Origin of the sequence: Pseudoalteromonas sp. S3260, assembly GCF_005886925.1 — a bacterium.
Taxonomy (GTDB): domain Bacteria; phylum Pseudomonadota; class Gammaproteobacteria; order Enterobacterales; family Alteromonadaceae; genus Pseudoalteromonas; species Pseudoalteromonas tetraodonis.
Map to the genome: position 1 here is coordinate 1 of NZ_PNCV01000041.1, position 13,169 is coordinate 13,169.

General features: G+C 41.6%; 10 protein-coding genes and 1 pseudogene. 9 read left to right on the forward strand and 2 right to left on the reverse strand.

The features are described 5' to 3' along the window. Positions 1 to 192 precede the first annotated feature (192 nt). The 9 genes and pseudogenes from CWC14_RS08025 to CWC14_RS08065 all read left to right on the forward strand — a co-directional run bounded on the left by CWC14_RS08025 (position 193) and on the right by CWC14_RS08065 (position 10,566). Positions 193 to 675 (forward strand): MarR family winged helix-turn-helix transcriptional regulator, encoded by a 483-nt coding sequence (locus tag CWC14_RS08025; protein ID WP_016899014.1) that lies wholly within the window; start codon positions 193 to 195, stop codon positions 673 to 675. Positions 676 to 784: 109 nt separating this feature from the next. Beyond that, positions 785 to 2,057, forward strand: a pseudogene (locus CWC14_RS08030) (porin). A 157-nt stretch (positions 2,058 to 2,214) separates the two neighbouring features. Then, positions 2,215 to 2,610 carry a YbaN family protein gene (locus CWC14_RS08035; RefSeq protein WP_138562243.1) on the forward strand — a complete coding sequence of 132 codons (396 nt, stop codon included), beginning with the start codon at positions 2,215 to 2,217 and terminating at the stop codon, positions 2,608 to 2,610. A gap of 82 nt (positions 2,611 to 2,692) precedes the next feature. Further along, on the forward strand, positions 2,693 to 3,325 hold the full coding sequence (locus CWC14_RS08040; RefSeq protein ID WP_138562275.1) for a PepSY-associated TM helix domain-containing protein: 633 nt from the start codon (positions 2,693 to 2,695) through the stop codon (positions 3,323 to 3,325). After that, the gene (locus CWC14_RS08045) at positions 3,325 to 3,834 is read left to right on the forward strand and encodes a DUF2271 domain-containing protein (protein WP_138562245.1); all 510 of its coding nucleotides are present in this window, start codon (positions 3,325 to 3,327) and stop codon (positions 3,832 to 3,834) included. Before CWC14_RS08040 ends, CWC14_RS08045 begins: the two co-directional genes overlap by 1 nt. 34 nt (positions 3,835 to 3,868) lie before the next feature. Continuing rightward, positions 3,869 to 4,714 (forward strand): DUF4198 domain-containing protein, encoded by an 846-nt coding sequence (locus tag CWC14_RS08050; RefSeq protein ID WP_090495128.1) that lies wholly within the window; start codon positions 3,869 to 3,871, stop codon positions 4,712 to 4,714. 275 nt (positions 4,715 to 4,989) lie between these two features. Beyond that, positions 4,990 to 7,524, forward strand: coding sequence for a TonB-dependent receptor plug domain-containing protein (locus tag CWC14_RS08055; RefSeq protein ID WP_138562247.1), 2,535 nt, complete (start codon positions 4,990 to 4,992; stop codon positions 7,522 to 7,524). A gap of 207 nt (positions 7,525 to 7,731) precedes the next feature. Beyond that, complete coding sequence (locus tag CWC14_RS08060) at positions 7,732 to 8,571, forward strand: DUF4097 family beta strand repeat-containing protein (RefSeq protein WP_138562249.1); 840 nt, start codon at positions 7,732 to 7,734, stop codon at positions 8,569 to 8,571. A gap of 102 nt (positions 8,572 to 8,673) precedes the next feature. Then, complete coding sequence (locus CWC14_RS08065) at positions 8,674 to 10,566, forward strand: monovalent cation:proton antiporter-2 (CPA2) family protein (RefSeq protein WP_138562251.1); 1,893 nt, start codon at positions 8,674 to 8,676, stop codon at positions 10,564 to 10,566. On the opposite strand, the gene CWC14_RS08070 is transcribed toward CWC14_RS08065, so the two are convergent. Both CWC14_RS08070 and CWC14_RS08075 read right to left on the reverse strand, forming a co-directional pair. After that, a complete protein-coding gene (locus CWC14_RS08070; protein WP_138562253.1) occupies positions 10,541 to 11,254 on the reverse strand; it encodes a hypothetical protein in 714 nt (237 codons plus the stop codon). The genes CWC14_RS08065 and CWC14_RS08070 overlap by 26 nt on opposite strands. A 117-nt stretch (positions 11,255 to 11,371) precedes the next feature. Beyond that, a complete protein-coding gene (locus tag CWC14_RS08075; protein WP_076922353.1) occupies positions 11,372 to 13,165 on the reverse strand; it encodes an alkaline phosphatase in 1,794 nt (597 codons plus the stop codon). Positions 13,166 to 13,169: the final 4 nt, after the last annotated feature.

Genomic DNA, 13,169 nt, shown 5'->3' on the forward strand with positions numbered 1-13,169 from the left:
TTTGACTTAGCCCACTAGGTTACAAACCTCGCGCCGCGATTAAACCGCCCCTAGCTTGAACAAATTTTAATCCACAAAGGTCAACAGACCCTAATAGCGGCGTTAAATGATATATATCATTTGAATTCAATTTATTTGATGTGTAACATTTCGTGATTACGGCAACTGATTCGCCTTTCATGAGACAAACAAATGCAAAAATATGACGAGTTACTAGTTTCTTTACGCAAGGTGATCCGTGCGATTGACTTACATTCAAAGCAACTTAATAAAACAGCGGGTTTAACAGGGCCACAACTGCTTATCATGCAGGAAGTATCTCAAACTGATGGTATTACCGCCAGCCGTATTGCGCAAAACGTTAACTTAAGCCCAGCAACGGTTACTAATATTCTTGACCGAATCGAGAGTAAAAACTTAGTAACACGTGTTCGCAGTCAAATGGATAAGCGCCGAGTCAGCTTATACCTTACCGAACAAGGTAAAGAACTACTCGAAAAAGCACCACAGCCATTACAAGAGCATTTTATCGAAAAATTTTCAGCGCTTGCTGAATGGGAACAGAGTTTACTGCTTTCATCAATGCAACGTATTGCCGCAATGATGGATGCAGATAAGCTAGATGCCTCTCCTCTTTTAGAAGTAGGCGCACTGTTTCAAACTTCTAAAGAATAAAACGCAGTATAAAAACAATAAACTAAATTAGTCTGCCATTTTCTCCTTTTCCACACTAAGAGGCGCATCGTTGCGCCTTTATTTTTTAATCACAATCAAAACGGCTATTCTGACTAAACTCTCAAAACTAACACTCGCATTAATTTTAAGTGGTGTTGCTAGCAATTCTTATGCATCAAACCTTCAACCTCTCCAAAGCCAATTAACGCAGTTAAAGCAACAAATAGATAAACTTGAAAGCAAACTCGCTGAAAAAAAGTCTCAGCAAGTAGAACAAGTTAGTAAACAGTTGCAAGCTACTTTTACAGACACTGCACAGCAAGAAAAGCAATCATCTGGAATAAAGGTAGGAGGTGCTATTCACGCTAACTACGGTATAAACTCTTACGATGAAGACAATGAAGATCACGGTGGTGACTTTGATTTTGATATTTTCCGGTTAAATGTCTCTGGCGAAATTAATGATATTTCAGTCAATGGTGAAATACGCTTTTACGATTATATGACTGTCGTAAAGTACGCTTACTTAGGGTACGAATTTATTGATGGCTGGGAAGCTCAGGCAGGCATAACAGCCGTGCCGTTTGGTAACGGCCCTTATAATTCTCACAGCTACTTTTTTAGCACTAACTACTATGTGGGCCTAGAAGATGATTTTGATTTAGGTGTGGTTGCTAAGCGTAAACTTAAAGACAACTGGACACTTGATTTAGGCTTTTTCAAAAATGATGAACTGGGTGGAGTTGATGGCTCAGCATCAGACAAAAATCATCGTTACTCTTATGATATTGTTGGTAGTCGTCCTGCAGATGAAGGCATCTATGCTGAACCAGCAAAGCAGCTTGGTGAATACAACACCTTTGCTGGTCGCGCTACTTATCAGCTTGAGCATAGTAAAAATATCACCACTGACATCGGGGTATCGTTACTCAGTGGCGGACTTCACGACGGTGAAGACCGCGCTGGTAATTACAGTGCTTGGGCTGTTCACTTAAACAGCAACATTAATAACTGGAATATTCAATTGCAACACGGTGAATATGACTACGACTTAGACGATGGTAATAACCGCTTTGCAGTCGGTGCTTTTGACTATTATGACAGTGTATCGAGCCAAGCCACAATGACCAACTTTAATATTGCCTATGACTACGCACAAGAATGGGGCCCAGTTACCAACCTGCAGTTTTATAACGACTATGGGATCATCTACAACAAGTCAGATAATAGCGCCAATACTTGGATGAATGTAACCTGTATGAGCATTACTGCTGGGCGGATTCTTTAGTTATGTTGATTTCGTACAAGCCCGCAATCAACCCTTTATTGGCGGTACCATTATTGGTGATGGCGATACCGAGCGCCGTTTTAATATTAATTGAGGCTATTACTTTTAATAGGTAGTGCAATCAGGAAATTCTTTTCCTTTGCTAACCCTAAATGGCTTAGTTAATAACATGCAACTAAGCCATTTTCTCTTCATTTTACCTTTTAATTAGCTTACCCTTTTACCGTTTAATTAATTAAAAAAGAGCTAAAGTGAGCATAAAAAACGTTTTTATTTATTATAAAAATTTCGGCTTTAAATTGCTGGGGCTACTGTGTGTATTACTGGGCATTATTGGTGTTGCCCTACCGGTTATGCCAACCACGCCGTTTTTAATTTTAGCCTTAGCCTGTTTTGCTCGCTCATCCGCGGCGCTTGAGTCTTGGCTATTAAACCACCCTCGCTTTGGCAAAACATTACAACATTGGCGCGCCCATCAAGCGGTTCCTGTAAAGGCAAAGTATGCTGCGGGTATAGGTATGCTAATAGGCTTTATATTTTTATTATACAACAGCCCTCCAGCTTGGATTATTGCCCTAGTGGCTGTTGTTGAAGTGCTGGTTATGGCTTACTTAATTTCTAAGCCCTCAGCTCCTCCTAAAAAATAAAGTGTAAAGTTTGGTAAATAAACTTGTAACAGCTAATGCAAATCATTATCATCCGTATAAATTAAATAACCCAGCTCCTTTTATGCCCTTTGTTAATAAACGCACTTTATATAGTACAAGTCGTACTCTACATATCTATATTTCCACCGCTTTGTTTTTTTTACTTATTCTATTTTGTGTAAGCGGTATAGTGCTAAACCATGTTGACTGGTTAAAAAACGATAAAAACAATGGCCAAATTACGGTCCAAATCCCCCAAGATCTGCTTACTCAAGCAAATACACAATTAAATAGCCTGCCTGCTATTTATCCACAAATAGAAGCTTACTTAGCCAAACACTATGGGCTTAATAAAGTGAAAAGCATTGAATGGGAAAAGCAAGATTCACTGGTTATGCTCGACTACCCATTACCAGCAGGCTATGCCTATGCAGAGTTTGATTTTATCAGTGGCGAATTGTTGCTCGATTATCAAACCGGTGGTTTTTTAAGTGTTATCAGTGATTTGCACAAAGGCCGTCATTCAGGAGAAGTATGGAGCTGGGTTATTGATATATCAGCGGTGCTGATGATCTTATTTGCTGTCACCGGCATGATTATTTTATTTCAAAATAGAAAAAAACGCTTAGCAGGAATATGGATAACCGTATTAGGAATCGCAACACCATTGGTTATTTATTTATGCTGGGTTCCACAAATTAAAGGAGTATTTTAATGTTCAAGTTTAAATCTTTAATTAGCACCGTATTGTTGTTAATTGCCGTGTGTTTTCACACTTCGGTGGCAGCGCAAACGCCCCAATTAGAAATCGAATTAACTCTACCTGAGTTAGATGTGCAGCCCTATCATCGCCCTTATGTTGCAGTTTGGCTCGAAACACCAGAGCGAAAACATGTCACAACTTTAGCGCTTTGGGTACAAAAAGCGGAATGGTTTAAAGACCTACGCCAATGGTGGCGTAAAGCAGGTAAAAGTGATGCAAACTTCGATGGGGTTAGTAGCGCAACCAAACGCGCAGGCACTTATACCATTAATTGGGACGGAAACGATCTTAATGGCAAATCAGTTATCGCAGGAAAATACCTGTTAAATGTTGAAGTTGTTCGTGAAGAAGGCGGGCGTGATTACAGCCGTATTGAGCTTGATTTAACCCAATCAGGAAAAATAACCATTGATGGCAAAAACGAATTTTCAACCAGCTTTGTCACTGTAACCGCTCTGTAGTCCCTACTTATCATTCAAATTTAAAGGAAAAATAATGAACGTTAATTTATTAAAAACAGCACTCATTGGCGCACTGAGTTTATCAGCGCTGGTATCAACAGCTGCAAGTGCACATGGCCGCTGGTTACTACCTTCGCATACCTCGCTATCAGGGGATAAAGCCCATTATGTAATGATTGATGCGAGTATTTCTAACGAAATTTTTGCACCTGATAAAGCATTTCGTCCAAGCACAAAAGGCGCTGAATACGACGATACTCTGCTTATGGCACTTGCCCCAAATGGCGAGCAAGTTACCGATACCATTCGTGCCTATTACCTACAACGCAAAAGCTCTGCTGCAGTAAAACTTCAGCAACAAGGCACCTATCATATTGCGATGACGCAAAAACCTATGTACATGACATTCTACAAAAATACAGCAGGTGAGCGAAGCCGTGTATTCGCCAAAAAAGCAGATGCCAATCTACCTAAAGACGCCAGCGACATCACTACAATTAAAACCATCTCTACTGTTGATACCTTTGTTAGTCATAATGGTACCTCTAAACCAGCACAATTAGGTCAAGGCTTAGAGCTTAGCGGCCCAACGCATCCAAACGATTTATTTGTTGGCGAGCAAGCGCGCTTTCAGCTAATAAGCGATGGAAAGCCGGTTGGCGAAGGCATTGAAGTAAGCATTTTAAAAGGCGATACACGCTACCGTAACGAACGTGGCGAAATAAAAGTAACGACCGACAAAAACGGCATGTTTAGCACAACGTGGAAAGAGCCAGGCCTATACCTAATCGAAACCTCTCAAAAAGTGACAGTAAACGAAAAAGGTGTAGACGCCAGCCGCTATGTATTATTTACCACCCTTGAAGTAGCACCTGAATAACTTTTTAATTCCCTACAGGCCACATTAATCGTTTGGCCTGTAGCTTCTTTATAATTTAAACCCTTTAGCAAAGCTTTAAACTAAGTTAATCATTTTCGCTGCCTAAATAAGCATAATCCTATATTTTAGCCTCCTTGTCTGTTCCTATTTCAATCTATTATTCCGATCACTTATTTTTATGAAAATAGTTGAATAACTTAGTCAATTTAGATCTTTGCGGTGCACTAGCCGCTTCTATATGATGCGCACTTTTCAAAATCTTCAAGGCACGCTTAATGACTTTTCAGCATTTATCAGCTAATAAAAAATTAGCACTTAGCTTGGCTATTACCACCGCACTTAGCGCCTCTTTTTCAGTTGCGAATGCGGCTGAGCAAACTAACCAAGTGGAAGAGAATATCGAAGTAATTTCAGTAACAGGCACGCGCCGCAGCTTACGAAGTATTGCGCAAAGTACCGTGCCTGTGGATATTATTAGCAGCGACGATATGGCAAGCACAGGTCAACTTGAAATCAGCCAAGTGCTCGCTAACCAAGTCCCGAGCTTTAACTACCCAAGTGCCACACTGTCTGATGGTACCGATCATGCTCGCCCAGCGGTATTAAGAGGCCTTGCACCTGATCACACTCTAGTGCTTATTAATGGTAAACGTCGCCACTCTGGTGCGTTATTAAACTTAGGCGGTACGGTTGGTCGCGGCTCTACTGCGGTTGATTTAAACATGATCCCCACCTCTGCAATTAAGCGTGTTGAGGTACTGCGCGATGGGGCTGCAGCACAATATGGCTCTGACGCCATTGCGGGAGTAATCAATATTGTTTTAAAAGATGCCACCGAAGGCGGCAGTGTTAGTGTAACTTATGGCCAATACGACAGCCAAATGGCAGGTGTACCGCAACTAAATAGCACTTATGCGGATGATAACGGCAACCTTGCATTTAATTTAGGCGACGATCGTCACGTTAACGACGGTAATACCCGCACAATTAGCACAAACTCAGGTTTTTCATTAACAGACAATGGTTTTGTAAATGTATCAATTGAATACCGTGATAACGACTCAACTCAACGCTCCGGTTTTGATCCACGCGAACAATACAACCGTCTAGATGATGGCAGCCTAGACCCACGCGAATTTACAATTGATCGCTACAATCACCGTTTTGGTAAAGCAGCGTTGGAAGACTACGCTTTGTTTTACAATATGGGATACGATTTAGAGAATGGCTTTAATGTTTATTCGTTTGGTAGCTATTCAGAGCGTGAAGGTAACTCGGGCGGATTTTACCGTCGTGCAAAAGACAGCCGCAATGTTTTAGAGCTATACCCTAATGGCTTTTTGCCACAAATTGCTACCGACGTAAAAGATTACTCGCTGGCACTTGGTTTACAAGGCGATAGTGGCGACTGGACTTGGGATGTAAGTACCAACTACGGCCGAAATGACTTTGGTTTAGGGGTTGTAAATAGCCTCAATACTTCGTTAGGTACTAACAGCCAAACTGAGTTTGATAACGGCGCCATGGTTTACGATCAATTTTTAGTTAATTTTGATGCCAATACCAGCGTTGATTTTGGTCTACCCGATGATGTGTTTTTCACTATTGGTGCTGAGTATCGCCGTGAAAGCTATAAAATAGAGCAAGGCGAAGAAGCCTCTTATATTACTGCGCTTGATAACAACGGCAACCCAATTGCTGCTGGCGGTGCGCAAGTGCTTCCTGGGTTTGGGCCGCAAAGCGCAACCAATGAAAGTCGTCATAATGTTGCTGTATTTGCTGAATTTGATACTTACTTTACTGATAAATGGAATGTTGTTTTAGCCAGTCGCTATGAAGATTACAGCGATTTTGGTAACACATTTACTTCAAAATTAGCCACGCGTTACAGTATTAACGACAACCTATCGTTACGTGGTGCGGCAAGTACTGGCTTTCGTGCGCCGTCACTTGCACAAAGCTCGTACCGTCAAATATCGACTATTCTCGAAAATAACCAGCCTTTTGAAGTTGGTCTATTCCCAAGCTCTGCTCCTGCAGCTCAAGCGTTAGGTGCAAAACAGCTCGATGCAGAAGACTCGGTTAATGTTACCGCTGGATTTGTTTACACTCAAGGTGGCTTTAGCTTAACAGTTGATGCGTACCGCATTGATATTGATGACCGGATTGTACTCTCTGAAAACTTAAGCGGTAACGCTGTGCAGCAAATTCTAGCGAATGCTGGCGAACTAAATACCGAAAGTGTTCGTTACTTTACCAACGCTATCAATTCGCGCACGCAAGGTGTTGATATTGTGGCAACGTACACACTTGATTTAAATACATTGGGTGATGTGCGCTTAAATGCGGCGGCAAACATTAACGATACCGAAGTGACTCATGTAGATGCAAACCCGAGCGAGCTAAATTCTTTAGGCGATGACTACGTGGTATTTGCCCGTCGTGAAGTAGGCCGTTTTGAGCAAGGCACACCCGATAACAAACTAAACCTATCGGCTGTTTGGAGCTTTAACCAATGGCAAACAACCTTGCGTGCAACTCGCTATGGGGAAGTGGCAGATATTTCAACCACCAGCGAGGGTGATGAATATTTAGATGCTAAATGGATTGCCGATTTAGAAGTCGCTTATCGTCCTAACGAAGCGTGGAAATTTGCAGTGGGTGCAAATAACTTGTTCGATCAGTACCCTCAAGCAACGGTAGATAATATTGGCTACTCTAACTTTGGCCAAATATTTCCGTACACGCCTTACACACCCTACAGTTTAGATGGGCGCTTTTTATACGGTAACATTACTTACAATTTTTAAGTAAAACGCCCATTAACAATAGAGTAATTACAAAAGGATGCAGTGTGCATCCTTTTTATTAATATTTAGTATTTTTAACCATATTTTGGCATTTTAACTTTTTAACTACTGCTGCCATTTCATATAAAACAACAACTTACATTTCGGCCTCAATTTTGCTCTATACTTTGTATATTAACTAAAATAATCAATATCAAAGGACTAAACATGAGCGCATCAACTCTATTCAACTTCACTAAGCCCGTTTCACTAATTAGCGGCATTTTATTACTCAGCGGTTGTGTATTTCACATATCGCCCAGTGTCGCATCAGTTAAACAAACCCAGCAGCTTTCACTACCAAGCAATAACCTTGAGTACCTAGCGATATTAAGTGGTGCCGGTTCGCTCGATATTCAGGGCTCTAATACTGCAACCAATATTAGCGTTGATGCCATCATTTACACCGCCGACATTGACGATGAATACGAACTCACCCTTGAGAAAAGCGGTACACAAGCAAAACTTGTTGCACAAAATAAAAGTAATAATGGGATTAGCTTTTACAGCGGACAATCACCAAGTATCAATTTAGTTGTTACCGTACCTAGCACCCTAAATTTAGATATTAACGACGGCTCAGGCGATATTGTTATTAACGAGATGCAAAGCAATATTGATGTAAAAGATGGTTCTGGCAGCTTATCTATCAATGGTGCTAAAAACCTAAATATTGACGATGGCTCGGGCAGTATTTACGTAAAAAATGTGGTCGGCGACTTAGCATTAAATGACGGCTCAGGCAGCATTGATATTGATAATGTCAGTGGTAATGTCGCTATTGAAGATGGCTCGGGCGGCATAACTATTAAACATATTAAAGGCGCAGTCACCGTAGACGATAACTCAGGAGATATGTTGATTGAACATATTGGCTCAAGCGTGACAATTGAAGATGGCTCTGGCGATATTCGCGTTAATTACGCTAAAGCGCTAACTATTACAGAAGCAGGCTCGGGTGATGTTAGTATTGATAATATTTCGGGCACTGTAAAATTAGACCGCTAATACACTAATAAAGCGAAATAAATGGCTGTTCACTACATCAGTTATTGTATTTTACTAACACCTAAGCCATGCTAAATGTCTTGAAATTATTAGGATAAACGCGTGTTAGAAATTGCTTTAATTTATTTAGCCGCCGCCATTGTGGCTGTTCCTATTGCCAAACGACTTGGCTTAGGATCAGTACTGGGTTATTTAATTGCTGGCATACTAATTGGTCCCTATGCATTGGGAGTCGTAGGGGATCAAACCGATGTAATGCATTTTGCCGAATTTGGCGTAGTGATGATGCTATTTTTAGTCGGACTTGAACTACAACCCTCACGACTATGGAAGCTTCGGCACTCTATTTTAGGGCTTGGTGGCTTACAGGTGGTGCTAACTGCGGCGGTTATTTTTGCTTTTTGTTATTGGTTTTTTGCTATGCATTGGCAAACCGCACTGGCTATAGGCTTAATGCTCGCGCTATCTTCAACGGCTATTGTGCTGCAAAGCCTTGAAGAAAAAGGCTGGTTAAAGCAAGAAGCTGGGCAAAATGCATTTTCGGTTTTACTATTTCAAGATATTGCGATTATACCTATTTTAGCGCTACTCCCCTTACTCGCTTTTGCACCACAAGGTAACTCAAAAGACGTTAACGACTCCATCATTGCTAGCTGGCCTATTTGGCAACAAGTAGGGGTTTCTGTTGCGGTTATTGCCGCTATTATTGCTGGCGGTAAATATGTATCGGCACCACTGTTTAGATACATCGCGCAAACCCACATGCGTGAAATATTCACAATTTTTGCATTGTTTTTAGTAGTGGCTATTTCGCTAGTGATGCAAAGTATTGGCTTATCACCCGCACTCGGTACTTTTTTAGCCGGTGTTGTATTGGCCGAAAGTGAATTTAGACACGAACTCGAAGCCGATATAGAGCCCTTTAAAGGCTTATTACTGGGATTATTTTTTATCACGGTTGGCGCATCAATTAATTTTGAATTGCTATTTAACCAATTCAGTACCGTGATTGCATTAGTGGTGTTATTAATTGTCATTAAAGCCTGCATTTTATTTGCCCTTGCTGTCACATTTAATATCAGCTCAAAGCAAAAACTCTTGTTTACTCTAGCACTCGCACAAGGTGGAGAATTTGCGTTTGTACTTTTAAGCGTGACCACCACATTAAGTATTTTAACTCCAGAGCAAACCAGCCTAGTGACCTTAGTGGTTGCGGTATCTATGCTAATAGCCCCTTTACTCCTGATGTTTTATGAACAACTACAAAAACGAAGTAGTAGCACTAAGCCCGAGTTTGATAAACCAGAACAAATAAGCACAGCAAAACATGTGATCATTGCCGGATATGGCCGTTTTGGGCAAATAATGGGACGTTTATTACATGCGCAAGGCTACGAAATTACCGTACTTGATCACAGCCCAAGCCAAATAGAACTGCTGCGCCGCTTTGGTAATACCGTATTTTATGGTGATGCAGCACGCCAAGAACTGCTTGAAGCAGCAGGCGCGCACACAGCACAAATGCTGGTTGTTGCAATTGATAACCCTGATAAAACCATTGAGATTATTAAGCTGGCGCATAAAAACTATCCACAATTAAAAATAGTAGCGCGTGCCATAGATCGCCGCCATGCATACCAATTACTTAATTTAAAAGTAGATGCATTTAACCGCGAAACCGTCGACTCAGCCATAAACTTAGCCATAGAATCGTTGCAATTGCTTGGTAATAGCAAAGAAGATGCTGAACGTGCGGGTAAATTATTTAGAGATCACGACCGTGCAGCGGTACTGCAACTTGCCGAACTATGGGGTGATGATGCCAGTTATGGTGTGGCTGTGCGTCAGCGTATGGAGGATTTAAAGCAAGTATTACAACAAGATAAACAAGCACGGCAAAACTTAAATACCTGTGACGCCAACGATTATGAAAATGGCTTAACCGAGAGCACGATTAAGCCAAAAAACGCTAATGATGATGCCCACCTTGAATAGCCTCGCCTTGCTGATTATAAAAACCGGTAGCGCCGTGCTCTATAAAACCAAGATTAATCATTTTAGCTAAAAATGGATCGCTTTCGTTATCGCCAATATCCGCGTAATCGGTGGTTTGAAAGTTATCCCATTTTGCAAACTGAGCCTTAATTGCAGGTGTATCACTGTTTACATCATTTAAGCTAAGCAAGGTTTGAGTATCACTTTTTTTATTGGTCACACTAAAAGTTTTAACTAATTTTGCTTGCGGGAGAAAAGCCAGCTTAAATTGGTTATCGCCCTCATTAAGCACGTAATTTTTTACCTCATTACAACCCTCACCTTGTGAACTGACTAGGGTCATTTTTGCAATTAAATGGTTATCCACCAGCTGACTTTTAGCACTCCAATTTTGCACTCCACGTACCTCCGATGGTTGGTACTCAATACCGCGTTGTTCGGCATTAAAGTAACGAATAGGACGAAGCTGGTTATTACTTAGCTGCTGCCAAAGCTCGGTTAGTGTTTCACTTTGATGCGCCACCTGCTGATTGTTTCGCCAAAGAGTAAGTGACTGGGTACTGTGCTGCGATTTGTGCTGATTGGTAATTTTATAGTCGGCTTTTAGTTGCGCAGCATCAATGTCGCACTGCTGGGCGAGCGCACTCGAGCTGGCCAGTGCTGAGAATATAAATAATAGCTTTTTCATTGGGGTAATCTCTTAGTTAAACATTACTTTATGACTCTAAAATAACGCTTAATAATGGCATTTGTATGACACAAAAAAGCCCGCACAGTGTGCGGGCTGTTTGTTTTGCTAGTTAATTTATTGCGCTACTTTTTCATCCGCCGCTTTTACAAAATCTGCGGCAAAGTCCATTACATGGAATAAAAAGCTTTGCTCATTAGTTCCAGTCACTAAGTGGGCACCAGGTCCGGTTGCATACACACCCACATCTTCACCCGCATGGGTTTCTGATGATAGTGGCACAAGTGCTTCTTGGTGAAAGCCCGGCGTTGTAGTATCAACATTGCTTAAATCAACGCGCCCTGTAACGGGTGCAAAGTTATATCCTTCATCTGCATCGGTTTCATTGCCTAAGTCTCTAAAGCCACCACCATTAGTGTAACCAACCGTAGTATAAGGCATATCATCGGCAGCTAAACTTGGCTCTGTTTGGCCTACACCAACCACTTTACCCAATATTGGGTTGCCACGCTTAGGGTAACCCGCAATAGTAAACACATGGCTGTGATCGGCCGTGACCACGATTAGTGTTTCTTCTGGGTTAGTATTTTCCATCGCCACTTTTACTGCATTCGCTAACTCAATAGTGTCGTTTAATGCATTGTAAGCGTTACCCGCATGGTGGGCGTGATCAATACGGCCCGACTCAACTGTTAAGAAAAAGCCTTTATCATTGTTATCTAAAACATTAATAGCTTTTTCGGTCATTTGCGATAGCGAAGGCTCACCAGCGATATCGTTATCGCGATCAGCTTCGTATTGCATGTGCGATTCGTTAAATAAACCAAATACCTTTGTGGCATCATCGCTAATGGCATCAAACCCAGTTTGATCCATAACGTAAGTACCAGTCGGGTAAGTTGTTTGCCATTCTGTCACTAAATTACGCGCATCAGTACGGTCGCCTTCAACAGCACTCACCGCATCTGCAGAATTAAAGGCTGCATCTTTAGGTAAAAAATGACGACGCCCGCCACCCATAACCACTTCGATTCCGTCTACATCAACACCACTAAAACGGGCTTCTAAGTTCTTTTCAAAATTAACCAGCTGTGAAGCAATATCTTCACAATTGGCTGACTCTGAAGCTGGCATATCTGAAATATCTTCCCAGTTACGATCAGCCGACTTAGCATAAGTTGCCGCAGGCGTTGCATGGGTAATACGTGCCGTAGAAACAATACCGGTAGATTTACCGGCAATTTCAGCAAGCTCTAACGAAGTAACAAGCTCATGCCCTTTGCCTGATGCACAATTACCACGCTCAACCGCTTCATCAATACCAATTACACCCACATCGGTTTTTACACCAGAGGCCATTGCTGTCATCGTACCGGCAGAATCAGGTGTTTGTGCATCTACGTTATAAGTTTTTACAAACCCAGAATACGGCATAGTTTCAAAGCTTAATTGGTGATCTTCACCCATTTCACCCTGTAATTGCCCCGCTAAAATACGCGCTGCCGTTATAGTAGAAATACCCATACCATCACCAACAAACAAGATCACGTTTTTCGCTTTACCTGACTCTGTTACTACCTTACTTGCTGCATCTTGCGCACTAGCAAGTTTAGTTTGTGCGTCGCTAAACCAAGCATTGTTACTTAATGAAGCGAGCTGTTCACTCGTTAATGAGGTAGCTGGGTCGTTACATACTAAGTTAGTGTGCGTTACTTCGCTGCTCTCTAATTGCCCATTAGTATTGGTATCAACACCGCTTTGCGTTTCTACGCCGCCATTAACACATTGTGCTGAGCCTACTGCGATTTGGTTATCTACCGCTAAAATATTATTACTGTTTTTGTCGTCATCACTCGAACACCCAGTTAATGCGACCATTACTGCTAAAGAAAGTACTGTTAATTTATTCATGTGA